We start from the raw sequence: 26,532 nt of genomic DNA, 5'->3' as shown, positions 1-26,532 counted from the left end.
AGAATGTGTCGATGTCACTCTTTCGGGCGACGGCCCGGCGCCTCGGACCCACCCGCTTTCTCTACCGGGTGGGTCCGTTGCTCGTGCCGCTGGACCGGATCGTCAGCCGGCTCACCCGCGGTCGCGTGGTGGCCCTCGGCCTGATCCCGTCGGCGCTGCTGACCACTCGGGGCCGGCGCACCGGGGCGCCGCGCGACAACCCGCTGCTCTGCCTGCCCGACGGCGACGGCTTCATCGTGATCGGCTCCAACTGGGGCCGTCCTGAGCAGCCGGCCTGGGCGCTCAACCTGCTCACCGACCCTGCCGCGACGCTGACCATGGGCGGCGCGGCGGTGCCGGTGAAGGCCCGACTCCTGGACGGCGAGGAGCGTGAGCGGGCGTGGGGGCTGCTGGTCGCGGCCTGGCCGGGCTACGTGACCTACCAGACCCGGGCGCCGGAGCGGCGGATGCACATCTTCCGGTTGGACCCCGTCTGACGGGGCGGTGTCCCGGCATCGTGCCATCGAATCGACAGGTACGAGCGTCCCGCCGGGAGCGCGCCCACGATTGGCGGCATGACGGTCATCCATTGGATCGGCCCCACCTGAGGCGACACAATGGCGCCCGTGCCCGATGAGCCGAACCCGTACCTCGCGAACCCCCGCTGGGTGGTGGCCGAGCTCGTCGCCGACGCGGCCCGCCGGCGCCATCCGGCCGACATTCTCGCGATCGGCGTGCACGGCTCACTCGCGCACGGCGACGACACCGACACCAGCGACGTCGACCTGGTCGTGGTCACCTACCGGCAGGGCGCCGGACCGCGGCCCGTCACCCGAAGGGTCGACGGTGTCCTGGTCGACCTCGGCGTCGTCGGCGCCGAGGAATACCTGCGGCACGCCCGCACCCTGACCACGTCCTGGCCGCTGGCCGCCGACCGGTACGTCACCACGAAACCGATCCACGACCCCGACGCGTGGCTGGAGCGACTCCGCGACGTCCACCTTGGCCGGTTGGCCGAGGCCCGCACCGCCGAGTTCACCGCACTGGCCCGCGAGGCCTGGTGCCGCGGCGCCAGCGCACACGCCCGAGCCACCCGCCTCGCGGCCTGGTACGAGACCGACACGGCCCTGCTCATGCTGGCCGAGGCCCGCCTAGCGGCCGCGACGGTCACCGGCCTGCTGACCCGCACGTACTTCCGCAACGGCGCGGACGCGGTCCGCCGCACCGGCGTGGCCTCGGCCGACCTGTCCGAACTGGGGATCATCCTGCGTGACCAGGCCAAGGACCTGGCCGACCGCGGCCGCCCGGTGGACGGCACGGTCAGCGATCTCTTCGACCGTTGATCTTCGTGCTATTCGGCGGACAGCCAGGCTTGATCGCCCAGCCCCGCGATATCCAGCACTCGCCTCACTCGGCGCGACGGGATCACGCTCAGGTGGGGGATGCGGTCGGTGAGGCGCACGAGGGCCTGGATGGCCGCTGAGTCGAAGAACGTCACGGCACGCAGATCCAGGGTGACGTGCTCGGCCGACTCTCGGGTCGCGGCCTGGAACATCTGGTCCGCGGTGGCCATGTCGACCTCGCCGGTCACGACCACACGGCGGTGGTCGGCGTCACCCTCGCTGGTGGCGGAGAAGACCGTCTCCTCTTGATCCACGGCACAACCTTGGCACACCCCTCTGGCCCCGGCAAGCAACCCCTCGGCGTCGCTAGTGTGTGAAGCATGTCCGACCGTGCTCCCCTGACCCCCGGCAAGATCTCGCCGTGGCGCCAGGTGCCGCCTTCGATCCCCCGTCCGGAATACGTCGGGAAGAAGGCGCCCACCCCCTGGCGTGGCTCCAACGTGCAGACGCCGGAGACGATCGAGAAGATGCGGGTCGCCTCTCGGCTGGCCGCGCAGGCCACCCAGCTCGCCGGTGAGCACTGCAAGCCGGGGGTGACCACGGACGAGATCGACAAGGTGGTGCACGAGTTCCTGGTCGACCACGGCGCCTACCCCTCGACGCTGGGCTACAAGGGCTTCCCGAAGTCCTGCTGCACCAGCCTCAACGAGGTCATCTGCCACGGCATCCCGGACACCACCGTCCTGGAGGACGGCGACATCATCAACGTCGACGTCACGGCGTTCATCGGCGGCGTGCACGGCGACACCGACGCCACCTTCCTGGTCGGTGACGTGGCAGAGGAAAACCGGCTGCTGGTCGAGCGCACCCACGAGGCGATGATGCGCGGGATCAAGGCGGTCGCGCCGGGCCGGCAGATCAACGTGATCGGCCGGGTCATCGAGTCCTACGCGAAGCGGTTCGGCTACGGCGTCGTTCGCGACTTCACCGGGCACGGCATCGGCGAGGCGTTCCACAGCGGTCTCTACGTGCCGCACTACGACAGCCCCCGGCCGACCGACGTGATGGAGCCGGGCATGACGTTCACGATCGAACCGATGATCACATTGGGCACGTACGAGTACGACATGTGGAGCGACGGCTGGACCGTCGTGACGAAGGACCGCAAGTGGACCGCCCAGTTCGAGCACACGATCGTGGTGACCGACGACGGTCACGAGATCCTGACCCTTCCGTGACCGCGCTGGACCCCGAGCTACCCGCTCCGCACCACCACGCCGACGTCTCCGGCGGCCGGTTGCGCCCGGCCGTGTTCGGCGCGATGGACGGCCTGGTCACCAACATCGCCCTGATCGCCGGCGTCGGCGGTGGCGGAGTCAGCTCGCACACCCTGGTGCTCACCGGCGTGGCGGGCCTGGTCGCCGGGGCGATCTCGATGGGCCTGGGCGAATACACCAGCGTGCGCAGCCAGAACGAGCAGGTCAGCGCCGAGGTGGCCAAGGAGCGCCTGGAGCTGGAGCGGCACCCCGAGCAGGAGGCCCAGGAGCTGGCCGACGCCTGGGTCCGCCGCGGGCTGCCCCGGGAGCTGGCCACCCAGGTGGCGCACGCCCTGCGCGACAACCCCCGCGAGGCGCTGCGGGTGCACGTACAGGAGGAGATGGGCGTCGACGCCGAGGACCACCCGAGCCCGTGGGCGGCGGCGCTGCTCTCGTTCGTGTTCTTCTCGATCGGGGCGGTCATCCCGTTGCTGCCGTACCTGCTCGGCCTGTCCAACCTCTGGGCGGCGCTCGGTGCCGGCGGTGCCGGGCTCTTCCTGGCCGGTGCGCTGGTCGGACGGTTCACCCAGCGCCCCTGGTGGAGCGGCGGCCTACGCCAGCTCGTGCTCGGCGCCCTGGCCGCAGCGGCCACCTACGGCATCGGCACCTTGATCGGCGTCTCGGCTTCCTGAGCGTCGACGTCGAAGGCCGGCAGCCCGTCGATGCTGGTGGCGTTCTTGACGCGCCGGTAGTCCGCCAGCCCCGCCTCGTCCTTCCGCTGCGCCCAGCGCAGCAGCAGGTCGCGGTCGCCCTCGTAGCTCATGAGCGGCACCGAGTAGCCGCACGAGTCGCTGACCCGGTCCACCTCGACCGTGATCACCCCGCGCAGCCCGTGCAGGTCGGGCGCGGTCGGGAACAGCGCGAGCAGGGCGTCGAGGTCGGGGCTCCCGATCGGCGTGTGGGTGCCCCGCCCGTGCAGCCGCACGATGTTGGGCGGACCCTCGAACGCGCAGAACATGATCGTGATGCGGCCGTTCTGCCGCAGGTGGGCGAGCGTCTCCGCACCGCTTCCGTGGAAGTCGAGGTAGGCCACCCGATGCTCGCCGAGCACCACGAACGTGCCGGCCATGCCCTTCGGCGACAGGTTGACGTGGCCCTCGTCACCGGACGGGGCGGTCGCCACGAAGAACATGTGCTGGGCCTCGACGAACTCCCGCAGGCGGCCGTCGATCTTCTCGTGCAGTTTCATGACCTCGATGGTGCCACCGGCCCGCGCGGCCTTCGAACCCGATTTCAGCTGCTGGAAGTCATGCCCACCAGCGCCGCGAAGAGCCGGTGGTCCGTGGTGTCCTCCGGATGCCACTGGACGCCGATGGCGAACCGCAGCGCCGGGTCCTCGACGACCTCGATCAGGTTGTCCTCGGGGCACCAGCCGGTCGCGGTCAGCTTGCCCGGGTCGGCCACGCCCTGGTGGTGAAACGAGTTGACCTCGACCGACTCGCCGAGCAGACCGCGCGCCAGCGACCCGGGCGCCAGATCGACGCGGTGGAAGCCGAACTTGGGCCCGGACACCGGCCGGTGGTTGTCGTGGCCGAGCACCTCGGGCAGGTGCTGGTGCAGCTTGCCGCCGTAGGCGACGGTCATGAGCTGCATGCCGCGACAGATCGCCAGCGTCGGCAGGTCGGCCGCCAGCGCGGCGCGCAGCAACAGCAGCTCGGCGGCGTCCCGCTCGGGCTTGACCTGGGTGGTCGGGTGCGCCGGCTCGCCGTAGAGGGCCGGGTCGACGTCGGAGCCTCCCGTGAACACGATCCCGTCGAGACCGTCGAGGGCGTCGACATCGGGCGCGTCGGGAGTGATGAGGACCGCACGCCCGCCGCTGTTGTGCACCGCCTGGACGTAGGCCAGCGGCAGCACGGCGGCGAACGTGTCGTTGAGCCCGAACCTCGCCTCTTCGGCGTAGGTCGTCAGGCCAATCACAGGCCGGGACATCAGCTCACTCTAGCGGGATTTCCGGAAACCAAAGGCTCGAAATTCGCTGTCCCGGATCCATTGGGGTACGGACCGTTGCTCCCGCCGGAGAAACTCGCTGGCGCTTCGAGCCAGGCTCGCGGCACACAAGCCAGCGCCACCCACGCGCCGCGTGTCGGTGCGGCGGGTGGGTGGCGGATTGACGTTACGTGCGGGCCGCGTCTACCAGGGACTCGAAGATGCGGCGTTCGCCTGCCTCTTCCGGGTGCCACTGGACGCCCAGGACGAAGGGCTTGGTCGGGTCTTCGACCGCCTCGACCACGCCGTCGTCGGCCCAGGCCGTGACCGTCAGCGAGCCCGGGTCGGCCACGCCCTGGTGGTGGTAGGTGTTGACCTCTATGCGGCCGTCGCCCTCGGGTCCGTCGCCGGCCACCTCAGCGGCCAGGGAGCCGGGCTCCAAGGTGATGCCGTGCCAGCCGTAGACGCCCGGACCCGGGCGGTGCTTGTCCGAGCCCACCACGTCGGGCAGGTGCTGGTGGAGCCGGCCGCCGCAGGTCACCGCCAGCAACTGCATGCCACGGCAGATGCCCAGCACCGGCAGGTCGGTCCGCAGGGCCGCCTGGAGCAGCAGAGACTCGCCCCGATCGCGGTCGGGGCGGCTGTCGGTCAGTGGGCCGGGCTCCTCCCCGTACAGGTCGGGCCCAAGATCCGCGCCCCCGGCAATGATCAGTGCATCGAGGGCGCGGAGTACGTCCGCATCAGTGTCATCCGGGGGAAGTATCACCGCCCGCGCGCCGGCTGCGGTCACCGCATCGACGTAGGACTTTCTGATCAGCGCCGCATCCTGGTCGATCCACACACCCCAGGAAGCGGGTTCTACATAGGACGTAATTCCGACGATAGGTCGCACGGTTGTTGAGAACCTCCTCCCCACACTCTGCTACCCGGCGACCCGATCGACAAACGATCGCTACAGAGGTGTGACGTATGCCCCGGTAATTCCGCCGTCGACGACGAATTGCGCCGCTGTCATGAACGAGGCGTCGTCGCTGGCCAGGAACGCGACCGCCGCGGCGATCTCTTCCGGCGCACCGAACCGCCCCATCGGCACGTGCACCAGCCGTCGCGCGGCCCGCTCGGGGTCCTTGGCGAACAGGTCCAGCAGCAGCGGCGTGGCGATCGGCCCAGGACACAGCGCGTTGACCCGGATGCCCTCGCGGGCGAACTGGACGCCCAGCTCACGGGTCATCGCCAGGACACCGCCCTTGCTGGCCGTATAGGCGATCTGCGAGGTTGCGGCGCCCATCAGGGCCACGAACGACGCGGTGTTGATGATCGAGCCCTTGCCCTGCCGGCGCATGTGCGGGAGCGCGTACTTGCAGCAGAGATAGACGCTGGTGGTATTGACCCGGATGACCCGTTCCCAGGCGTCGAGTCCGGTTTCCAGGATGGAGTCGTCGTCCGGCGGCGAGATTCCGGCGTTGTTGAACGCGATATCGACCCGCCCGTACCTTTCGGCGACGCCGTCGAACAGCTCGCGGACACCGTCCTCGTCGGACACGTCGCAGAGCACGAACTCCCCGCCCACCTCGTCGGCCGCCGCCTTGCCGGCCTCAGCGCCGACGTCGACGCAGACCACTTTGGCGCCCTCGGCGGCGAACCGCCGGGCGGTGGCCAGACCGATGCCGCTGCCGGCACCGGTGATCACGGCCACCCGGTCTTGGAGCCTGTTCATCGAACCTCTCAATCAGTCGCGAGTCATTCCGCCGCAAGAAACACGTTCTTGACGTCGGTGAAGGAGAGCAACGCGTCGGGGCCGAGCTCCCGGCCGAGGCCGGACTGCTTCATGCCGCCGAACGGGGTCGAATAACGGACCGACGAGTTGGAGTTGACCGACAGGTTGCCGGTCTCGACGCCGCGGGCCACCCGGATCGCCCGGCCGGCGTCGCGGGTCCAGATCGAGCCGGACAGGCCGTACTCCGTGTCGTTGGCCAGCCGGATCGCGTCGGCCTCGTCGTCGAACGGCAGCACCGAGACGACCGGGCCGAAGATCTCCTCGCGCCAGTGCCGGTCCTGCGCCGAGTCGGCCAGCAGCACCGTCGGCGCGTACCAGAATCCGGGCCCTTCCGGCGCGTTGCCCGTGAAGGCGACCCGCGCGTCATCGTCTACATAGGAGGCGACGGTCGCCCGCTGTGCCGCCGTGATCAGCGGGCCCATCTGCGCGGTCTCCAGCGCCGGGTCCTCGACCCGGAAGGCCCGCACCGCCGGCTCCAACAGCTCCAGGAAGCGGTCGTACACCCCTCGTTGCACGAGGATCCTCGACCGCGCGCAGCAGTCCTGGCCGGCGTTGTCGAAGACCGCGGCCGGAGCGCCCGCCGCGGCCTTCTCCAGGTCGGCGTCGGCGAACACGATGTTGGCGCTCTTGCCGCCCAGCTCCAGCGTCACCCGCTTGACCTGGTCGGCGCAGCCCCGCATGATCCGCTTGCCGACGTCGGTCGAACCGGTGAAGCAGACCTTGCGCACCGCCGGGTGGGTCACGAACCGTTCGCCCACCAGCGATCCCCGCCCCGGCACGACGGTGAACACACCCTCCGGCAGCCCGGCCCTCAGGGCCAGCTCGGCCAGCCGCAAGGCGGTCAGTGGCGTCACCTCGGCCGGCTTGAGCACCACAGTGTTGCCGGCCGCCAGCGCGGGCGCGAACCCCCAGCCGGCGATCGGCATCGGGAAGTTCCACGGCACGATGACGCCGACCACGCCGAGCGGCTCGTGGAAGGTCACGTCGAGCCCGCCGGCGACCGGGATCTGCCGGCCCATCAGCCGCTCGGGCGCGCCCGCGTAGTAGTCGAGCACGTCGCGGACGTTGCCGGCCTCCCAGCGGGCGTTGCCGATGGTGTGCCCGGAGTTGCGCACCTCGAGCTCGGCCAACTCCTCGATGTGCGCGTCGACGGTCGCCGCGAACCGGCGCAGCAGCCGGGCCCGGTCGGCGGGCGCGAGCGCCCGCCATCTCGGGAACGCCGCGTGGGCGCGCTCGATGGCCGCGTCGGTGTCGTACAGGCTGCTCGCCGGCACGGTCTCGATCGCCAGCCCGGTGGCCGGGTTGACCAGGTCGGTCACGGTGTTTCTCCCCCTAGAGACGTTCGAAGCCGCGGAACAGCTCCCAGTCGGTGACCGCCGCGTCGAAGGCGGCCAGTTCGATCCGGGCGCGGTTGGCGTAGTGGTCGACCACGTCGTCACCGAACGCGGCCCGGGCGGTTTCGGAGCCCTCCCAAAGCGCCGCCGCCTCGCGCAAGGTGCTCGGCACCCTTGGTGACGTGTCGTCGCCGTACGCGTTGCCGGTGAACTCGCGTTCGAGGGGAAGCTCGTTCTCGATGCCGTGGATCGTGCCGGCGATCAGCGCGGCGATCGCCAGGTACGGGTTGACGTCGGCGCCCGGCACCCGGTTCTCCACGCGCATGCCCTGGCCGTGCCCGACCAGCCGCAGCGCGCAGGTGCGGTTGTCACTGCCCCAGCGCAGTGCCGTCGGCGCGAACGAGCCCGGCTGGTAACGCTTGTAGGAGTTGATGTTCGGCGCGAACAGCACGCTGAACTCACGCATGGTGGCCAGCAGGCCGGCCAGCGCGTGCTCACCCGTCTTGGACAGGTGGGCCGGCCCCTCCCCCAACATCGCCGACCGGTCGTCCGGCCCGCGCAGCGAGAAGTGGATGTGGCAGGAGTTGCCCTCCCGCTGGTTGGGCTTGGCCATGAAGGTGATCGACATGCCCTCCTGGGCGGCGATCTCCTTGGCACCGTTCTTGTAGATGACGTGGTGGTCGGCGCAGGTCAGCGCGTCGGCGTAGCGGAACGCGATCTCGTGCTGGCCCAGGTTGCACTCGCCCTTGGCGCTCTCCGGCACCAGCCCCGCGCCGGCCATCTCGTTGCGGATCCGGCGCAGGAGCGGCTCGACCCGCGCGGTGCCGAGCATCGAGTAGTCGACGTTGTAGAGGTTGGCCGGGTTCAGGTCGCGGTAGCCGCGCTGCCAGGCGTCCTCGTACGAGTCCTTGTAGAGGACGAACTCGAGCTCGGTGCCGGCGTACGCGGTCAGCTCGTGCGCCGCCAGTCTCTCGAGTTGGCGGCGCAGGATTTGCCGCGGGCTGGCCGTGACGTCGCCGGACCCGTCGAGCCAGGCCAGGTCGGCCAGCAGCAGGGCGGTGCCCGGCTGCCACGGCACCCGGCGCAGGGTGGCCAGGTCAGGGACCATCGCGAAGTCGCCGTAGCCGCGGTCCCAACTCGACATCGCGTACCCGTCGACGGTGTTCATGTCGACGTCGACGGCCAGCAGGTAGTTGCACCCCTCGGCCCCGGCCTCGGTGACCTCGTCGATGAAGAACCGGCCATGGATCCGCTTGCCCTGAAGGCGGCCCTCCATGTCGGTGAGCGCGAGCGCGACGGTGTCTATCTCGCCACCGTCGACCGCGACGGCGAGCTCTTCGAGCGTGAACGCCGGTACTCGGGTCATCCTCGCGCCTCCCTTAGCTCGTCTTTCCAAAGAAATGGTCTACTAGCAAACCATTACGGCGTCAATCATCCGAGCAAGCCTCGCAACAACACCGCGGTCGCGTCGCAGTGCTCCTCCATCGTCGCCCGCGCGGTAGCCGCGTCGCCGGCAAGAATCGCGTCCACGACGCGGGTATGTTGCCGATCCGAGTGGTCCAGGTTCTTCTTGATCACCGGAATGGCGGCCAACAGCCGGTCGAGCGCGAGCTGCACGTCGGCGACCGCGGCGGCCAACGACGGACTGCCACCGGCAGCGGCGATGGCCAGGTGCAACCGGGAGTCCGCCACCCGCCGGGTGGTCGGGTCGCGGTCGCGGGAGGCGGCCAGACAGGCGACGAGCTGCTGCCGCTCTTGTGCGGTCAGGGTGCGGGTAGCGGCCAAGCCGGCGGCGCCGGGCTCGAGCACCCGCCGAAAGTCGAGCGCGTCGTGCAGGGTGTCACCCATCTGCCGGGCAAGCTCGGCGGCGCCCGTCACCTTGGGCGCTGTCTTCCGTCCCTTGTCGACATCGTCGGTCACCGGCGAGACCACGAACGTGCCGCCCGTGCGGCCCCGCCGTGACTCGAGGAAGCCGGCCTCGCGCAGGGCCCGGATCGCCTCCCGCAGCGTGACCCGACTGACCTGGAGCTTCTCGGCCAGCTCCCGCTCGGCAGGCAGCCGGTCACCGGCCCCGACCAGACCCAACCGAATGGCCTGCGCCAACCGCGACACGGTGATCTCGAAAGCGTTGCCACCCCGGACGGGCCGCCACAACGGCACCCCCGTAACCGCCGGATCCCCGCGCCGCCTAACCGGCCGATCGGGCTGAGTCGCGGGGTCCGGGTCGCGCGGGCGCCGCGGTTTCGCGATGGCCGGGACCGCCGCGCCGGACACGTCTGCGGAGGCCGCCGGCTTTCGCACAGATCGAGCGGACGGCCGCTGCGCATCCGCTGCACCCGGGACGACCGCCGCAGATGCGTCCGCGGCAGCAACTGACTTCCGCCCACGTCCGGCCGCGAGTGCAGCGCCGCTGTCCGCCGGCACCACCAGCTTGCGCGAGCCGGTCGAAGTCGCGGCGGCGTCCGGCAGGCCGTCGGCGGGCGCGGCGGCGGTGGCCAGGGCGGCCTTGGCCGGGCGTGGGCGCCGGGGCGGCTTGCGGGCGGCGTCGGTGGGCATCGTGCGTACCCCCAAAAAGGTGTGGCCTCTCCCCCGCGACCGGCGGGGTGCCGGTCGCGGAGGAGCCGAAGGCCCGAGGGTCAGGGCGCGGGCGTACTGGCGTCAGTCGTATCCGGTTCGTCGACTGTACGACGGGGGCCGGTGAACCAATGCCGTGCCGAGACCCGCCACCAGATCCAGACCGCCAGGAGCACGCCGCCGATGGCCAGCGGGGCGTAGTTGACCGCGCTCCAGGTGAAGTCGTCGCTGAACGGGACCGCGGCCGGGGTGAACGGCAGGATGAAGTAGACCGAGATCACTGCGATCTCGATCACCGCGATCCAGCCGAGCACCTTGTAGCGCCGGCCCAGCGTCCACGGCCCCGGGCGGAACGCGTCGCCCAGGCGCAGGCGCAGCGCGATCGGGATCAGGAATGCCAGGTACAGGCCGATGACCGCGACCGAGACGACCGCATAGAACGCGACCGGGATGCCGTTGTACTGGTAGAGCGCCGGCAGCGTCAGCACGCCGCCGGCGACGGTGCCGGCGATGATCGCGTACACCGGGGTGCCGTCGCGGTTGACCTTCGACCATAGGCGCCAGCCGGGGACCGCGCGGTCACGGCTGAACGCGTACGTCATCCGGGACATCGAGGTCACGCAGCTCATGCCGCAGAAGAACTGGCCGATGGTGGAGATGATGATGACGATCTTGAACATCACCGGGGTGAGCGCCGACTCGAAGATCGCGCCCGAGAAGCCGCCGGCCGCGTTGATCGCGTCGACGTCCGTGGCCGCGAACAGGAATGCGAGCAGCAGGATCCAGCCACCGATCGCCGAATAGAAGATCGACTGCCAGAGCCCGCGGGCCGCCGCGTGCGACGCGCCGCGGGTCTCCTCCGAGACGTGGGCGCAGGCGTCGAAACCGGTGATCGTGTACTGGGTCAGCAGGAACCCGAGCGGCAGGATGAAGAACCAGAACATCAGGCCGTTGTGTTCGCCGTCGCCGAACCCGGAGTTGTTGAAGCGCTCGGTGAAGACGAACTGGAAGCTCTGGTGCTCGTCCGGCACGACGATCAGGATCAGCACGACCGCTGCCGCGCCGGCGACGTGCCACCAGACCGAGATGTTCTGCAGGATGTCGATGATGGCGTGGCCGTAGATGTTGATGATCCCGTGCAGCGCCAGGATGATCACGAACAACAGGAACGCCTGGTTGAGCGTGCCGGCCCAGCCGTCGAAGAGCGCCGACAGGGTCAGGTTGAGGAACGTCGCGCAGCCGTAGTCGACCGACGCGGTGACGGCGACCAGGCCGACCAGGTTGAGCCAGCCGGTGAACCAGCCGTGCACCGGCTTGCCCATCTTCGCGGCCCACCAGTAGATGCCGCCCGCGGTGGGGTACGCGGAGACGAGCTCCGACATGCAGAGCCCGATGATCAGGATGAAGATCGAGATCAGGGGCCAGCCCCAGGAGATCGCGATCGGGCCGCCGTTGTTCCAGGCCTGGCCGAAGGTGGTGAAGCAGCCGGCCAGGATCGAGATGATGGAGAACGAGATGGCGAAGTTGGAGAATCCGCTCCACTTGCGCCGGAGTTCCTGCTTGTAGCCGAGCTCCGCGAGCCGCTGGGCATCGTCGTCCAGTGGCTGCTCACCCGTTTCGGGCGACGTGGTCGTCACTGCAACACCTCCCTGAGGTGGTCATAACGGGGTGGCCGTGCGGCCCGCGGCGGTGTCGATCAGGCGACCCAGGTCGGGTGCGTCGAGATCGTGGATGGCGCGGGCCCACTTGTCGGCCGCTTCGTTCCAGTAGTCGAACGTCGACCCGGGCGCCCGGAGCAGTCCGTGGTGCACGGAGAACCAGAGCGTCCAGGTGACGTTGGACAGGATCAGGTTGAGCCGCACCCGCGCGTGCAGGGCGGGCGTGCTCTCTGTGCCGAAGTAGGCGGCCGTCAGGGCCGCCGTCCGGTCGGGGTCGAAGTCGGCCTCGGCCGCTATGTCACCCAGCTCGAAAGCCGGGTCGTTGTTGCCGGAAAGCTGGTAGTCGACGATGCGTACCTCGCCGGCCACGTCGATGAAGTTCTCGGGGAGCAGGTCGTTGTGACAGGGCCGGGTGGGCTGTCCAGCCACGGCCTGTGCGATCGCGTCCACTTCGGACTGCCGATCGTGGTAGCCGGCCGGCACCCGCAGGTCGTGCCGCGCGCACAGGTCGAGCAGGTCCCGCCGCTTGGCGATGATGTCGAAGTCGTTGTCGAACCGCGGGCCGTCGTGCAACCTCCGGCAGGCGGCCGCGATCTTGGTGATGGTCGCCGGGTCGCGCACGTCGTCGGCGTGCAGCGTGCGGCCGGGCAGGAACTCCAGCACGAGCGCCGGCACGTCCGGCACCACCTCGATCACCCGGGCGCCGGCCCCGCTCTCGGCCGCCCGCAGGGTGTTCTCGATCTCCTGCTCGGGCGAGACGCCAAGACCCGCGGCGGAGACCGCCGGATCGAGTACGCGCAGCAGGTAGCTGCGTCCGCCGGTGTCGACCCGCCAGATGTGGTGCGACAGCCCACCCGTCACCGGCGTGGTGCGCACGGGCCGCCCAGCGAAGCGCGGCACACGGCGCAGCACCTCGCCGGCCTGGGGTCGTTCCGCCATCCGCATGCCCGCCTCCGCATGCCGTGTCCTAGGCGGGAGTGTCGACCTCCGTGATCACCGTGGTCAATACTCACGAGGGTAAAAGTTCACTGACCGGATAGCTGATTTGGTCATACCTTTTCTGGTGGTAAACCTGCGCCTGTGCGGACTGATGCGCGCGTAGTGATCGTTGGCGGCGGGGTCGCGGGTTGCAGCATCGCGTACCACCTGGCCCGCCTTGGCTGGACCGACGTCCTGGTCGTCGAGCAGCACGAGCTCACCGACGGCACCACCTGGCACTCGGCGGGTTTCGTCGGCCAACTCCGCTCCACGATCAGCCAAACCCGCATGATCATGTACTCGTCGGGCCTCTACGCGGAGCTCGCCGACCGCACCGGCCTCGACCCCGGCTGGCGCGGCGTCGGCGGCGTCCGCCTGGCCACGACGCCGGAGCGCGTCGAGGAACTGCTGCGCCAGGCATCGTCCGCGACGACGTACGGGCTGGAACTCGAGTTGCTCTCCCCCACCTCGCTCGCCGACCGTCTTCCGATGCTCGAGGTCGCCGACGTACGGCTGGCCGGTTGGCTCCCGGGCGACGGCTACCTGCGCCCGGCACAGCTCACGGGAGCCCTCGCCGCGGGCGCCCGCGCGCTCGGGGTCACGTTCGCCACCGGCACCGCGGTCACGGGGATCGAGGTCGTCGACGGCCGGGTACGCGGGGTGCACACGTCGCAGGGCCGGGTAGCCACCGAGATCGTGGTCAACGCGGCGGGCGCGGCGGCCGGCCACATCGGCGGGCTCGCCGGGGTCCCGATCCCGGTCGTCCCGATCAAGCACCAGTACGTGGTCAGCTCCCCACTGCCGCTCTCCGACGTGCCCGCGCTGCCGACGGTCCGGGACCCGGACCACATCGTCTACTTCCGGGGCTCCGACGACCCGGACACCCCCGACGGCCTGTTGATCGGCGGCTACATCCGCACGCCATCGGTGTGCTGGCCCGAGTCGGGCCCACCGCTGGCGTCGCCACGCGCGCTGTTCCCGCCGGAGCTGGACCTGTTCGCGGAGTCCTGGGCCGCCGGCCAGCACCGAGTGCCTTCTTTGCGCACGGCGTCGATCGCCCGAGTGGTCAACGGCGCGGAGGCGTTCACCCCCGACGGCGAGTTCCTGCTCGGCGAGACCGCCGTGCGCGGCTTCTGGGTGGCGGCAGGCTTCTGCGTACACGGCCTGGCCGCCGCCGGCGGAGTGGGCAAGGTGCTGGCCGAGTGGATCGTCGACGGCCAGCCCGAGTACGACGTGTCCCACATGGACATCCGCCGTTTCGGACCGCACGCGGCCAGCCGCTCCTGGGCGACGGCCAAGGCGCTGGACGCGTACTCGCGTTACTACGACGTCGTCTACCCCCACACCGAGTGGACGGCCGGACGCCCGCTGCGTCGCTCGGCCGTCTGGCCACGCACCGGCGAGGCGGCACTCGGCGAGAAGGCCGGGTGGGAACGGGTCAACTGGTTCGCACCGCGGCCCGATGACCCCGCTGCGACGCGCCCCGCGGGTTGGGCCGGCCGCACCTGGTCGCCCGCCATCGCCGCGGAGTGCCGGGCCACCGCCGAAGCGGCCGGCCTGTTCGACCAATCCTCGTTCGCGAAACTCGACGTCCGAGGCGCCGACGCCGCGAAGTTCCTGCAATGGATGTGCGCCAACGACATCGACCGCCCGGTAGGCGGTGTCGCCTACACCCAGCTACTCAACGCCCGCGCGGGCATCGAGGCGGACCTGACGGTGACCCGCCTGGCAGAGGACCACTTCCGCGTGGTGACGAGCACGGCCTCAGGTGTACGCGACGCAGCCTGGCTGCGCCGCCACGCCCCCGATGAGGTCCGGATCGACGACGTCACCGGCGCGTACGGCTGCCTGTGCCTGTGGGGTCCAGCAGCGCGGGAGATCGTGGCCCCCCTGGTCGACGGAGAGCTAGACGCGCGGTTCATGCGGGCCAGCCGGGTCACGCTAGGCCCGGTGCCGGTGCTGGCCCAGCGGGTGACCTTCGTCGGCGAGTTCGGCTGGGAGTTGTACGCCAGCACCGAATACATGCTGACGCTGTGGGACCTGCTGGTCGAGACGGGAACGCCACACGGGATGCGGCCGGCCGGCTACCGCGCGATCGAGTCGATGCGGCTGGAGAAGGGCTACCGGGTCTGGGGCTCCGACATCACCCCCGAAACAACGCCGGACGAGGCCGGTCTGTCGTTCGCCGTCCGCAACGACAAGGACTTCCTGGGCAGCGAGGCGCTAAGGGCGGCGACCCCAGAACGCCGCCTACGCTGCCTGGTGATGGACGACCCGTCCCAAGTCTGCCTAGGCACAGAACCGGTAAGGGTTAAAGGCAAACCGGTGGGAAGAGTGACCTCAGGCGGCTACGGCCACCGAGTAGAGGCGTCAATCGCCTACGCCTACCTACCCACCACGGTGAACGAAGGCGAGCGGGTAGAAGTAGGCATCTTCGGCGACTGGCAACAAGCCACAGTCACCCAAGACCCCTTGTACGACCCCAAGAACACCCGAATCCGCGGCTAGCTAAAGGAGCGGATCCCCTCGTCGGGCGCAGCCCGACAAGCAGGATCTCTGGGCGGTGACAAGGTGGAGCGCCCCACCGGACGACCGACCTTGTCACCGCCCAGAGATCCTGATGCCCTTGCGAAGCCCGACGAGGGGATCCGCTCCTCCCCCAGGATCCCCGAAGCCCGGGCGGGGTCCGGGGCAAAGCCCCGGAGAAATCCCCACCTCAGCGCAAACCTCAAACTCCGCCCCGCCGAAAGCGCCGATCCACCCCCCGGTCGAAGGCCAGAAGCCAAGCCGAACTCGCCGGACTCCTGGTCGAGCTGAATAAACGCCATCCGGCAACCACGGCACCCGCAGGCGCAGCGCCGTCCCGCGCGAGCGCAGCGCCGTCCCGCGCGAGCGCAGCGCCGTCACGCGCGAGCGCAGCGCCGTCCCGCGCGAGCGCAGCGCCGTCCCGCGCGAGCGCAGCGCGTGAGCGCAGCGCGTGAGCGCAGCGCCGGCGTCCACCAAAGCACCGTCGGCACGCGTCGGCCCATCCACGGCACCCGCCAAAGCACCGCCGCGCGACCGGCACGAACAGCCACAGCCTTCCTACGCCCCCACGCGATCCGTCTCCTCACGCGCGCGATCGGCGGCGCCCCCGTCCGCGGGCGTGCCCACGTCCTCGGCGTCCGGGATCGGCTCACCCGCCAACCGCCGCAGCGGCGAGAACCAAGCGACGAACACCCCGATCCCACTCATCGCCGCAGTAGCGACGATCGCCGTCCGAGGACTGGTCGCATCCGAAACGACCCCACCGATGAGCGCCCCCACAGGCCACCCCACCCCGAACGACAGCATCCGCCCGGCGGTGTTGACCCGGCTCTGTAGTCGGTCCGGCGTAACCCGCTGCCGCAACGTGATAGCGGTAAGAATGACCACGGAATAGACGATCGCCCACAGAGCCAGCAACACCGCCGCCACCACCCAACTGGTGGCGAGCCCACAAGCCAGACCGAACAGCGCCGACAAAGGCAAAACCCACAACGTCACCCGCGGCTCCCCCAAGCGACGGGCCAGGCGCGGAAAGATCAGGGCGGCCACGATGCCGCCCGCACCCCAGACTCCATAGAGGACACCAAGCCGAGCGTCGTTGGTCGGACGCACCCCCAGCGTCTGGTCGAGCCAAGGCACGAACTGGCCCATGAACGCCCCACCGGTCATCGACTGCAGGCAGCCGACGATGGTCTGCGTGCGCACGATGGGCTGCCTGCTCAGGAACACGACACCCTCGCGGATGTCGCGGAACAACCCGGGCGACGGCCCGGAAACGCCGACCTGCAACGGCGCCGCGATCGCCCGCACCAGCAATGCCGACACCACGAACGAGACCGCGTCGATCACCAGCAGCGGCCCCGGCGCGACCAGCGTGAGCAGCACGCCCGCGATGCCCGGCACGATGAGCTCGAGCACCGTGCCGCCGCCGTGCACGGCCGAGTTGGCCGCGGCGATGCGGGCCCGACCGACCAGGGCCGGCAGGGCGCCGAAGTTGGCGGCGTCGAAGAAGACGAAGAAGATCTGGGTCAGGAAGGCCACGACCAGCACGTGTGGCGCGGTCAGCACGCCGAACGCGTAGGCGACCGGGATCGAGCCCAGCACGACCGCGTTGACCAGGTCGGCCGTGACCATCACGCGGCGGCGGTCGAGGCGGTCGGCCAGTGCGCCGGCGAACAGGCCGAAGCAGAGGTAGGGCAGGCCCTCGGCGACGACGACCAACGCGGTCCACAGGCTCGACCGGGTCACCGAGTAGATCAGCACCGGCAGCACGACGTAGGTGACCAGCGAGCCGGTGACGGACACCATGCGGGACAGCCAGTAGCGGCGGAAGTCGATGTCGGCGAGGAGGGTCACGCGGACATCATGCCGGTCGGCACCGACAAAATACGTTGCTGCTTCGATGCCCGTACCGCATGATTGGTCTCAGGTCAAGAGGGGCCCCAAAGACACCACGCTCCAAAAACACCGCGCACTCGGAACGCGCGACGCACCGGTGCGGTTTACCTCTCTCATCGCACCGGCGCGAGGCGGCGGGCGGGCGCGCGTGCCAACGTGCGCCCGCCTGCCCGTCAAATCAACTGCCCGGCATCTCCGCCGAACGCAGCAGCGCCGTGATCGCCGAGGGCGCCGCGGGTGTGCCGAAATGCCGGCCCTGCCCGCTGTCGCAACCCAGTGCCGTCAACCGTTCCACCTGTTCCGGCGTCTCCACCGACTCCGCGGTCACCGACAGCCCGAGCGCGTGCGCGAGCCGCACCAGCGCGTCGACGATCCGCTCGGCGACCACGCTCGCCGGGTCGTGCGCGCGCATCCCGTCGACGAACGGGCCGGCCAGCTTGAGGGTGTGAATCGGGAGCTGGCGCAGGTACGCGAGGTTCGAGTAGCCGGTGCCGAAGTCGTCGATGGCCAGCCGTACGCCGGTGCTGGCCAACCGCCGCAGCGCCCGCACCGGCTCGCCCCCGGTCGCCATCACGGCGCTCTCGGTCAGCTCGAGCTGGAGCAGGTCCGGCGGCAGGCCGCTGTTCCGAAGCGCGCCGGCCACCTGGTCGACGATCTCCGGGTCACTGACCTGGCGGGCCGACAGGTTGACGCTGACCATCAGCCGGGCGCGCGGGAACTCCTTGTGCCACCGGCCGGCCTCGGCGCAGGACCGCTCCAGCACCCACTGGCCGAGCCGGATGATCAGACCGGTCTCCTCCGCCAGCCCGATGAACTGGTCGGGCGAGAGCAGCCCGAGCGTCGGGTGCTGCCAGCGGATCAGCGCCTCCACCGCCCGCATCCCACCGTTGCCGAGCGAGACGATCGGCTGGTATTCCACCACGAACTCGTCGCGGGCCAGCGCGGACGGCAGTGCCGCCGCCAGCGCGGTGCTGGTCGCCTCGCGGGCCGCACGCTCCGGGTCGTAGCGGGCCCAGCGACCGCGGCCGCCCTCCGCCTTCGCCCAGTAGAGCGTGGTGTCGGCGGCCTTCATCAGGTCGGTGGCGGTGCCGTCGTCGACGAACCGGTCGACGATGCCCACGCTCGCCGAGACGGCGAGCTGGTTCGCTCCGATGTAGACCGGCTCGGCGACCGCCCGCAGCGCCGACTCGGCCACCTCGACCGTGGTGCCGTCCTGGTCGACGTCGGCGACCAGGATGACGAACTCGTCGCCGCCCATCCGGGCCACCAGGTGTCCGGCGCTGGAGACCGCCTCGGCCAGCCGGCGTGCGACGACGATGAGCAGCTTGTCGCCGACGTCGTGGCCGAGGGTGTCGTTGATCGCCTTGAAGCCGTCGAGGTCCAGGAAGCAGACACCGACGCGGCGGTCGTGCTGGCGGTCCTGGAGCACCGCTTCGAGCCGCTCGAAGAAGAGCGTGCGGTTGGGCAGGCCGGTCAGCGGGTCGTGTAGCGCCTGGAAACGCAGCCGCTGCTGCAACGCGTACCGCTCGGTGATGTCCTGGACCATCGCCACCGTGAAGCGGGGCCGTCCGTCGTCGTGGCGGATCAGCGTGACCGCGAGGTCGGTCCAGAGCTCGCTGCCGTCCTTGCGGAAGTAGCGCTTCTCGATCCGTACCCGATCGCGTTTGCCCTCGATCAGGTCCTCGTAGAGCTCCCAGATCCCCGGGCTGTCCTCGGCGTGGAAGAGGTTGCTGACGTTGATCTCGCGCAACTCGTCGCGCGAGTAGCCGAGCATGTCCGCGAAGGCCTGGTTGACGTCGACGATCTGACCGGTCAAGTCGCCGATGCCGATGCCGATGGCCGCACCGCTGAACACCGCGCGGAAGCGGGCCTCGCTGTCGCGCAGCGCCTGCTCCGCCTCGTTGCGCGCCTCCCACGCCGACCGGCTGATCCGCTCCTGCTGAGCGAACGTGCGGTCGCGCAACGCCAGGGCGAAGCCTTCCGCCAGCGCGGCCTGCAACTCGGTGAGCCGCGTCGCCTGGTCCGGCAGCCGCAGACCAGGCACGACGTCGTCGACCAGATGCTCGCCGAGTGCGCGCAGCGACCAGCCGAGCGTGTCGGGTTCGGTGAGGTTGGCCTCGACCAGCGCCCGACCGACCTCGCGAGCGGGGTCGGCGCTGAACTCCTCGGCGGACAGGGCCTGCGCGAGCCGGACCGCGTGGGCGGTCAGCAGCTCTTCGACCTGTTCGCCGGACATCGTGACGAACGCCCGCCGGGTGACGGCATGCGTCCATCGCCCGGCATAACGCTGTGCGCCCGAGGTGCTGATCTCCGAAGCGGAGAGTGCCATCGTCAGCCCGCGGCCGGCTTTCGGCCGACCCCACCGAAAGCGCCGAACCGCTCGGGCCGGTCGTCGACGTCGCCGGGCGAGTCCGGACGCCACAGTGGCATGTGGACGATGCCAGGCTCGAGCAGCTCGAAATCACCGAAGAAGGCGGAGACCTGGGCCTTGGACCGCAGCGTGATCTCGGTGGCGGTGCGCGCCGACAGCTTCTGCGCGTCGAGCATCTCCTGCGGCTGGTCCTCGAAGGTCGAGTGGGAGATCACCAGGTAGCTGCCGGGCGGGACAGCGGCCCGCAACGTCGCCATGAGGCGGTCGGGTTCATCGCTGTCGGGTACGAAGTGGACGACCCCGGCGAGCAGCACACCGACCGGCTTGGTGAAGTCGAGCAGGCCGGTGTCGCGCGCTTCGGCCAGGATGTGTGCCGGGTCGCGCACGTCGGCCTGGATAACGGCCGTGAGCGGGTTGTCCTCCAAAATGGAGCGACTGTGCGCGACGGCGACCGGGTCGATGTCGACGTACACGATCCGGGCCTGTGGGTTGATGCCCTGGGCCACCTCGTGCACGTTGCCGACGGTCGGGATGCCGGAGCCGATGTCCAGATATTGGTCGACGCCGAGGCGGGTGAGCTCAGCGACCGCGCGGCGCAGGAACGCCCGGCCGGCGCGCATGGTGTCGGCCAGGTTCGGCGTCATCGCCGCGATCTGCTCGGCGAGCTGCCGGTCGACCTCGAAGTTGTGCGCCCCGCCCAGAAAGTAGTCGTAGACCCGGGCGGCGCTCGGCCGGCTGAGATCGACCTCCGTCGGTAGCGCCCTCGACTGTTCCATCGTCCGCCTTCGTTCGATGTCGCTGGGGCTCATGGTCGCGCCCGAGCATACTTCTTCCGTGCGGCCGTGCGGTGCTACCCGCGTCGCACCTCCTATTTTGCTCCTTCGGCAGCGGGCACGGCGGTGGCCGCCGGGGCTTCGGGCTTCGCCGCGGGCAGTTGCTCGGCCAACATTCCGGCCTGGTGCGCGAGCGCGCCGACGACCGCGGGCACGACGGGCAGGATCCAGTCAGCGATGACGCCGGCGTGCGGGAGGTTGAGGATCAGCACGGCCGCCGTCGCCCCGCCGAGCCCGTGCACGAGACCGCGCCAGGCGGCCCGGCCGGTCTGCGTGACGGCAGCGATGCGCGCGGAACGTCCGGTGAGGGTGGGGAAGGTGGTGAGGGCGCGCGCGTCCCGTCGGCCGAAGTTCACGCCGGAGACGGCCGCCGTCACGGAGGTGCCGCCGACGACGGCCGGCAACAGGTCGCGGGTCATCATGTAGAGCACGAGGAAGGCGCCCAGACCGATCCCGACCGAGATGGCGGCCCGCTTCCACTCGCGTTTGTCGCCCGGGTACCAGTAGTACTTGACCGTGCCCTCGGAGACTTGCTTCTCGATCCTGCCCACCGAGGACCTCCAGTGACGTTTGGTGTCTTGTTCGTCACTTAGCGTAGAGGTCGGGCCGATTCCGGCAATCGGAGATTAGCTGACGCCTCCCACCAGGTGGGATCAGAACAGCACAGTCGCGAACTCACCGACAGGACGGAACCCGCAGCGGTCGTACGCCCGACGGGCCGGCTCGTTGTAGTCGTTGACGTAGAGGCTGACCGTCGGGGCGACCCGGCGCAGCGCGTCGCGCATCACCGCGGCCAGTGCCGGCGCCGCGAGCCCCTTGCCCCGCCAGTTCGGCGCGACCCACACGCCCTGGATCTGCGCGGTCTGCTTGGTGACGACCGCGAGCTCGGCCTTGAAGACCACCTCACCATCGACCATCCGGGCGTACGCGCGGCGGGCCCGGACCAGGTCTGCCACCCGACGCCGGTAGCCGACGCCACCGTCGTCGAGCATCGGCGAGACGCCGACCTCCTCGGTGTACATCGACACCGCGGCCGGAAAGAGCAGGTCGGTCTCCTCGGTGCGGACGACCCGGACGGCCTTGTCGATGCTCACGTCGGGCATCGAGTCGGCCATCAACAGCGGCTGGTGCGGCCGGACGTCACGGGCCGGCCCCCAGTGGTCGGACAGCCGCTCCCAGAGCCCGAGGACGGCGTCGGCCCGCCCGACGATCGACGAGCAGGTGCGGTCTTCGGCGGCCAGCCGCTCGGCGAACGCGGCCACCGCCGTCGGGCCGGCATGGACGGGGGTCAGGTGGCCGCCCAGCCAGCAGAGCGCCTCGACGTGCCGGCGCGACCCGTACCCGAAGACGCGCCCGTCGGCCCGCCACCAGGCGAGCCCGCGCGCGGCGACCCGCTCGGCCACCTGCGCCCCGCCATAGGGGTCGGTGTCCAGCAAGCGCTCGACCGCTCCCCGCTCGGTCTCGCCGAGCTGCCGGACGGGCACCATCAACACGCTCTCAAGCGTGCCAGATCGCGGTGCGAACGGCTTCCCCCGGTTTGGCCCCTAGATCGACCAACTTTCCGACGTGACCCAGGTCACTGCGTGTTGTCGGCGATGCATTGCCGATATATCGTCAACGTATCGACAACAGATCGGAGGAGGACCCCATGAGGTTCCAACGCGAAAATCTTCATCGCGGCCATCACGGTGGCCATGACTCACGGATGCGCGGGCACGGCTTCCCCGGAGGCGACTTCGGTGGCTTCGGCTGGGGCGGCGCCGGCGGCTTCGGCGGCGGCCCCGGTGGCCGCGGGCGCGGCGGTCGGGGCGGACGCCGGCCCAACGTCCGGGCCGCACTGCTCGCGCTGCTCACAGAGCGGCCGATGCACGGCTACGAGATGATCCAGGAGCTCGAGCAGCGCACAGGTGGCATGTGGCGACCCAGCCCCGGCTCGGTCTACCCCACGCTCCAACTGCTGGAGGACGAGGGCCTGATCGTCAGCACCACTGAGGGCGGCCGCAAGAGCTTCACCCTCACGGAGGCCGGCCAGGCCGAGGCGACCGACGCCGCCGCACAGGCGCCCTGGAGCGCCTTCGAGGCCGCCGGTGCCGTCAATAGCTGGCAGGACATCCGCGAAGCGGCGATGGGCACCATGAACGCACTTCGCCAGGTGCTCCGCACCGGCAGCGACGACCAGCGCAACCGCGCGGCCGAGGTGCTCGACGAGGCCCGGCGCAAGCTCTACGCGATCCTGGCCGAAGACCCCGAGACCCGGTGACGGTTCACGCGAAAGGCTCCACGAGATGTGATCTCGTGGAGCCTTTCCGTTTCTTGTCCTTAGGGCGAACCCTGCCGCCGCTGGGCGGCGGCGCCGGCTACGACGACAGCTAGTGGACGGTTACCGTCGGGCCGATCGCGAGCTCGCGCAGCTCGTCGGGGAGCTCGGCGCCCATCTCCTCGGCCAGGCGGACGGCCTCGGCGATCAGGGTCTCGACGATCTGGCCTTCGGGCACCGTCTTGATGACCTTGCCCCTGACGAAGATCTGGCCCTTGCCGTTGCCGGACGCCACGCCGAGGTCGGCCTCGCGGGCCTCGCCCGGGCCGTTGACCACGCAGCCCATGACCGCGACCCGCAGCGGCACCGGCAGGCCCTCGAGCCCGGCGGTGACCTCTTCGGCGAGCTTGTAGACGTCGACCTGGGCCCGACCGCAGGACGGGCAGGAGACGATCTCCAGGCCGCGCTCGCGCAGGCCCAGCGACTCGAGGATCTGCTGGCCGACCTTGACCTCTTCGACCGGCGGCGCGGACAGCGACACCCGGATGGTGTCACCGATGCCCTCGGCCAGCAGCGCGCCGAACGCGACCGCCGACTTGATCGTGCCCTGGAACGCCGGGCCGGCCTCGGTCACACCGAGGTGCAGCGGGTAGTCGCATTGCTCGGCCAACTGCCGGTACGCCCGGATCATCACGACCGGGTCGTTGTGCTTCACCGAGATCTTGATGTCGCGGAAGCCGTGCTCCTCGAACAGCGAGCACTCCCACAGCGCCGACTCGACCAGCGCCTCTGCGGTGGCCTTGCCGTATTTCTGCAGCAGCCGCTTGTCGAGCGAGCCGGCGTTGACCCCGATCCGGATCGGCACCCCCGCGCCCGACGCCGCGACGGCGATCTCCTTGACCTTGTCGTCGAACTGCCGGATGTTGCCGGGGTTGACCCGGACGGCCGCGCAGCCGGCGTCGATCGCCGCGAACACGTACCTCGGCTGGAAGTGGATGTCGGCGATGACCGGGATCTGCGACTTCTTCGCGATCGCGGGCAGCGCCTCCACGTCGTCCTGCGACGGCACCGCTACCCGCACGATCTGGCAGCCCGACGCCGTGAGCTCGGCGATCTGCTGCAACGTCGAGTTGATGTCGGCGGTCAGCGTGGTAGTCATCGACTGCACCGACACCGGGGCACCACCACCCACCGCCACCGAGCCGACCTGGATCTGGCGGCTCTGCCGGCGCGGGGCCAGCGGCGGGGGAGGAACGGCCGGCATGCCGAGACTGATCGCGGTCACGGGAACACTCACCTCGGAACGGTTGTGCGCGGGTTCTAGAAGAGCGTGATGGGGTTGATGATGTCAGCAGTGATCGTCAGCAGGGTAAAAGCCCCGCCTATCAGGATAACGACGTACGTAACGGGCATCAGCTTGTAGTAGTCGACGCGCCCTGGATCGGGCTTGCCCAGCCGTGCGGCTACCCAGGACCTGGCCCGCTCGAACCACGAGATCGCGATGTGGCCACCGTCAAGAGGTAGCAGCGGCAGCAGGTTGAACACACCAATGAAGAAGTTCAACGAGACGAACAGCAGGACAAAGATTTCCCATGCGCTGTGTTCGACGGCCTCGCCACCGAGCCGGCTGGCTCCGACCACGCTGATCGGGGTGTCGGCGTCGCGCGGCTCACCGGTGACCGCGTCCCAGAGGGCCGGGATCTTCTGCGGGATCCGCTGGAGCGACTGGACGGTGCCGACCGCGAGGTTGCCGGTGTAGTCGGCGGTCGCGGGCACGGCTTCGATCGCGTTGTACTTGAGCATGACCGGCACGCCCGGCGGCGGAATGGGGCCCTGCACGCCGAGGGCGCTCACGGCACCGACCGGGCCTTCGGGGTTGTCGACCGGAGGCCGCTGCACCGAGGCGAGGTTGACGTTGACCTGCTGGTCGGCGCCACCGCGCTGGTAGTTGATCGTCGCCTGGGAGCCCGCCGGGAGCTTGCGGATCTCGCTGACCAGGTCGGTGTAGGTCGCCACCGGGACGCCGTTGATGGCGGTGATCTTGTCGTCGTCCTGGAGGCCGGCCTGCTTGGCCGGGCTCGCCGGGTCACCCGGGATGCAGTCACGGTTGGCGGTCGCGCCGACGATCACACAATTGGTGATCTTGACGTAGGCCGGCTGCGGTTCGGCCAGTGCCGGGTTGGGCAGGCCGATGAACATCGCGGCGAGCCAGAGCGTGACGATCGCCAGGAGGAAGTGGGTGATCGAGCCGGCGCTCATCACGACGGTGCGCTTCCAGAGCGGGAACCGCCACATCGCGCGGGGCTCGTCGGCCGGGTCGACGTCGTCGTCCTGCGGCGTCATGCCGACGATCTTGCAGAAGCCGCCGAGCGGAATGCCCTTGAGCCCGTATTCGGTCTCGCCGCGCTTGAACGACCACAACGTCGGCCCGAAGCCGACGAAGTATTTGGTCACCTTCATGCCGAAGGCCTTGGCGGTAAGCATGTGCCCGGCTTCGTGCAAACTGACCGATATCAGGATGACAAGGGCGAAAAGCGCCACACCGATCAGATACATTAAGCTCCCCTCACCGCTGACCCGATCAGATCCCGCGCCTGCCTCCGGGCCCAGGTTTCCGCGGCGAGCACGTCATCGACGGTACCTGGTTCGGCGAAGTCGGGTGCGGCCGTGAGGACTTGCTCCACGGTGTCCACTATGCCGAGGAAGGGCAAACGGCCGTCCGTGAAGGCGGCCACACACTCTTCGTTGGCCGCGTTGTAGATCGCCGGCCGGCACCGCCCCGCCCGGCCCGCCTGCTTGGCCAGCTCGACCGCCGGGAACGCCGCGTCGTCGAGAGGCTCGAAGGTCCAGGTGTGTGCGGTCGTCCAGTCGACCGGCTTTGCCGCGTCTGTCACCCGGTCGGGCCAACCGAGGCCCAGCGAGATCGGCAGCCGCATGTCCGGCGGGCTGGCCTGCGCGATCGTCGAGCCGTCGATGAACTCCACCATGGAATGGATCACCGACTGCGGGTGCACCACGACCTGGATGTCGTCGTAGTCGACGTCGAAAAGCTCGTGGGCCTCGATCACTTCTAGCCCTTTGTTGACCATGGTGGCCGAATTGATCGTGACCACCGGCCCCATGTTCCAGGTGGGGTGCGCCAACGCCTCGTCGGGCGTGACCTCGGTCAGCTCTGCTCGCCGCCGCCCGCGGAAAGGCCCGCCGCTGGCGGTCAGCACCAGCTTGCGCACCTCGCGCTCGGCGCCGGATCGCAGGCACTGGGCCAGCGCGGAATGCTCGGAGTCGACCGGGACGATCTGCCCGGGCCGCGTCACCGCCGCCTTGACCAGGCTGCCGCCGGCGATCAGGGACTCCTTGTTGGCGAGCGCGAGGGTGCGGCCGGCCCTGAGCGCGGCCAGGGTCGGCGCCAGGCCGAGCGAGCCGACGACGCCGTTGAGCACCAGGTCGGCCGGCCATTCCGCCAGCTCGGCCATCGCGGTCGGCCCCGCCAGGATCTTGGGGATGCGGAAGTCGCCGGTCGCGTAGCCCTTCTTGGCCGCCTGGGCGTAGAAGGCGAGTTGGAGGTCCTGCGCGGTGGACGCCCTGGCCACGCCGACGGCCTCGACACCGAGCTCGAGCGCCTGGGCGGCGAGCAGCCCGACGTTGCCGCCGCCGGCGCCGAGCGCCACCACCCGGAACCGCTCGGGATTGCGGCGCACGATGTCGACCGCCTGAGTGCCGATCGAACCCGTGCTGCCGAGCAGGACGATCTCGCGCGGCGC

The 26,532-nt window shown here is 70.0% G+C and carries 24 protein-coding genes; 6 read left to right on the top strand and 18 right to left on the bottom strand.

The genetic code is table 11. The features are described 5' to 3' along the window. Window positions 1-11: 11 nt before the first annotated feature. On the top strand, window positions 12-476 hold the full coding sequence (locus BLV39_RS19615; protein WP_090794373.1) for a nitroreductase/quinone reductase family protein: 465 nt from the start codon (window positions 12-14) through the stop codon (window positions 474-476). A 129-nt stretch (window positions 477-605) separates the two neighbouring features. Next, complete coding sequence (locus tag BLV39_RS19610) at window positions 606-1,322, top strand: nucleotidyltransferase domain-containing protein (RefSeq protein ID WP_239083836.1); 717 nt, start codon at window positions 606-608, stop codon at window positions 1,320-1,322. 8 nt (window positions 1,323-1,330) lie between these two features. On the opposite strand, the gene BLV39_RS19605 is transcribed toward BLV39_RS19610, so the two are convergent. Beyond that, window positions 1,331-1,636, bottom strand: coding sequence for an STAS domain-containing protein (locus BLV39_RS19605; protein WP_090794366.1), 306 nt, complete (start codon window positions 1,634-1,636; stop codon window positions 1,331-1,333). Between the two features lie 66 nt (window positions 1,637-1,702). Here BLV39_RS19605 and map point away from each other — a divergent pair, with 66 nt between their 5' ends. Both map and BLV39_RS19595 read left to right on the top strand, forming a co-directional pair. Then, window positions 1,703-2,560, top strand: a complete 858-nt coding sequence (gene map, locus BLV39_RS19600) for a type I methionyl aminopeptidase (protein ID WP_090794363.1) — start codon at window positions 1,703-1,705, stop codon at window positions 2,558-2,560. Window positions 2,561-2,643: 83 nt separating this feature from the next. Continuing rightward, window positions 2,644-3,270: a VIT1/CCC1 transporter family protein gene (locus tag BLV39_RS19595; protein ID WP_090797552.1), complete on the top strand. Its 627-nt coding sequence runs from the start codon at window positions 2,644-2,646 to the stop codon at window positions 3,268-3,270. Here BLV39_RS19595 and BLV39_RS19590 read toward each other — a convergent pair. The 9 genes from BLV39_RS19590 to BLV39_RS19550 all read right to left on the bottom strand — a co-directional run bounded on the left by BLV39_RS19590 (window position 3,231) and on the right by BLV39_RS19550 (window position 12,852). Next, a complete protein-coding gene (locus BLV39_RS19590) occupies window positions 3,231-3,827 on the bottom strand; it encodes a pyridoxamine 5'-phosphate oxidase family protein (protein ID WP_090794360.1) in 597 nt (198 codons plus the stop codon). The two genes, BLV39_RS19595 and BLV39_RS19590, sit on opposite strands and share 40 nt — an antisense overlap. 44 nt (window positions 3,828-3,871) lie before the next feature. After that, the gene (locus BLV39_RS19585; RefSeq protein WP_090794357.1) at window positions 3,872-4,567 is read right to left on the bottom strand and encodes a gamma-glutamyl-gamma-aminobutyrate hydrolase family protein; all 696 of its coding nucleotides are present in this window, start codon (window positions 4,565-4,567) and stop codon (window positions 3,872-3,874) included. 184 nt (window positions 4,568-4,751) lie between these two features. Continuing rightward, window positions 4,752-5,456, bottom strand: coding sequence for a gamma-glutamyl-gamma-aminobutyrate hydrolase family protein (locus BLV39_RS19580; protein ID WP_090794354.1), 705 nt, complete (start codon window positions 5,454-5,456; stop codon window positions 4,752-4,754). Between the two features lie 60 nt (window positions 5,457-5,516). Further along, window positions 5,517-6,281: a 3-oxoacyl-ACP reductase gene (locus BLV39_RS19575; RefSeq protein ID WP_090794348.1), complete on the bottom strand. Its 765-nt coding sequence runs from the start codon at window positions 6,279-6,281 to the stop codon at window positions 5,517-5,519. Window positions 6,282-6,304: 23 nt separating this feature from the next. Next, window positions 6,305-7,660 (bottom strand): aldehyde dehydrogenase family protein, encoded by a 1,356-nt coding sequence (locus tag BLV39_RS19570; protein ID WP_090794344.1) that lies wholly within the window; start codon window positions 7,658-7,660, stop codon window positions 6,305-6,307. 13 nt (window positions 7,661-7,673) lie between these two features. After that, a complete protein-coding gene (locus BLV39_RS19565; protein ID WP_090794340.1) occupies window positions 7,674-9,041 on the bottom strand; it encodes a glutamine synthetase family protein in 1,368 nt (455 codons plus the stop codon). 65 nt (window positions 9,042-9,106) lie between these two features. Then, the gene (locus tag BLV39_RS44245; protein ID WP_204082859.1) at window positions 9,107-9,778 is read right to left on the bottom strand and encodes a FadR/GntR family transcriptional regulator; all 672 of its coding nucleotides are present in this window, start codon (window positions 9,776-9,778) and stop codon (window positions 9,107-9,109) included. Window positions 9,779-10,311: 533 nt separating this feature from the next. Further along, window positions 10,312-11,886: an amino acid permease gene (locus BLV39_RS19555; RefSeq protein WP_090794333.1), complete on the bottom strand. Its 1,575-nt coding sequence runs from the start codon at window positions 11,884-11,886 to the stop codon at window positions 10,312-10,314. Between the two features lie 21 nt (window positions 11,887-11,907). Then, the gene (locus BLV39_RS19550) at window positions 11,908-12,852 is read right to left on the bottom strand and encodes a choline/ethanolamine kinase family protein (protein ID WP_090794330.1); all 945 of its coding nucleotides are present in this window, start codon (window positions 12,850-12,852) and stop codon (window positions 11,908-11,910) included. Between the two features lie 135 nt (window positions 12,853-12,987). On the opposite strand from BLV39_RS19550, the gene BLV39_RS19545 reads away from it, so the two are divergent. Continuing rightward, complete coding sequence (locus BLV39_RS19545) at window positions 12,988-15,393, top strand: GcvT family protein (RefSeq protein WP_090794327.1); 2,406 nt, start codon at window positions 12,988-12,990, stop codon at window positions 15,391-15,393. A 576-nt stretch (window positions 15,394-15,969) separates the two neighbouring features. Here the strand turns inward: BLV39_RS19545 and BLV39_RS19540 are convergent. The 5 genes from BLV39_RS19540 to BLV39_RS19520 form a co-directional block, all read right to left on the bottom strand. After that, entirely contained in the window at window positions 15,970-17,268 is a 1,299-nt protein-coding gene (locus BLV39_RS19540; protein ID WP_090794324.1) for an MFS transporter, read from the bottom strand. A gap of 220 nt (window positions 17,269-17,488) precedes the next feature. Further along, window positions 17,489-19,639 (bottom strand): putative bifunctional diguanylate cyclase/phosphodiesterase, encoded by a 2,151-nt coding sequence (locus BLV39_RS19535; protein WP_090794322.1) that lies wholly within the window; start codon window positions 19,637-19,639, stop codon window positions 17,489-17,491. A gap of 2 nt (window positions 19,640-19,641) precedes the next feature. After that, entirely contained in the window at window positions 19,642-20,457 is an 816-nt protein-coding gene (locus tag BLV39_RS19530) for an SAM-dependent methyltransferase (protein WP_090794319.1), read from the bottom strand. A gap of 92 nt (window positions 20,458-20,549) precedes the next feature. Beyond that, window positions 20,550-21,065, bottom strand: coding sequence for a patatin-like phospholipase domain-containing protein (locus tag BLV39_RS19525; RefSeq protein ID WP_176984984.1), 516 nt, complete (start codon window positions 21,063-21,065; stop codon window positions 20,550-20,552). Between the two features lie 102 nt (window positions 21,066-21,167). Further along, a complete protein-coding gene (locus tag BLV39_RS19520) occupies window positions 21,168-22,007 on the bottom strand; it encodes a GNAT family N-acetyltransferase (protein WP_090794316.1) in 840 nt (279 codons plus the stop codon). A 155-nt stretch (window positions 22,008-22,162) separates the two neighbouring features. On the opposite strand from BLV39_RS19520, the gene BLV39_RS19515 reads away from it, so the two are divergent. Beyond that, window positions 22,163-22,774 (top strand): PadR family transcriptional regulator, encoded by a 612-nt coding sequence (locus tag BLV39_RS19515; RefSeq protein WP_090794312.1) that lies wholly within the window; start codon window positions 22,163-22,165, stop codon window positions 22,772-22,774. A gap of 109 nt (window positions 22,775-22,883) precedes the next feature. Here BLV39_RS19515 and ispG read toward each other — a convergent pair whose 3' ends face one another. The 3 genes from ispG to dxr are packed head-to-tail and all read right to left on the bottom strand — an operon-like array spanning window position 22,884 to window position 26,520. Then, the gene (gene ispG / locus BLV39_RS19510; RefSeq protein WP_090794308.1) at window positions 22,884-24,056 is read right to left on the bottom strand and encodes a flavodoxin-dependent (E)-4-hydroxy-3-methylbut-2-enyl-diphosphate synthase; all 1,173 of its coding nucleotides are present in this window, start codon (window positions 24,054-24,056) and stop codon (window positions 22,884-22,886) included. 35 nt (window positions 24,057-24,091) lie between these two features. Next, on the bottom strand, window positions 24,092-25,327 hold the full coding sequence (locus BLV39_RS19505; RefSeq protein WP_090794304.1) for a M50 family metallopeptidase: 1,236 nt from the start codon (window positions 25,325-25,327) through the stop codon (window positions 24,092-24,094). After that, entirely contained in the window at window positions 25,327-26,520 is a 1,194-nt protein-coding gene (gene dxr / locus BLV39_RS19500; RefSeq protein WP_218137088.1) for a 1-deoxy-D-xylulose-5-phosphate reductoisomerase, read from the bottom strand. Before dxr ends, BLV39_RS19505 begins: the two co-directional genes overlap by 1 nt. Window positions 26,521-26,532 lie beyond the last annotated feature (12 nt).

The sequence above is a fragment of the Asanoa ishikariensis genome (assembly GCF_900107455.1).
GTDB lineage: Bacteria > Actinomycetota > Actinomycetes > Mycobacteriales > Micromonosporaceae > Asanoa > Asanoa ishikariensis.
The sequence above is the reverse complement of the archived record's forward strand: the minus strand, read 5'-3'. Positions and strand labels throughout refer to the sequence as shown.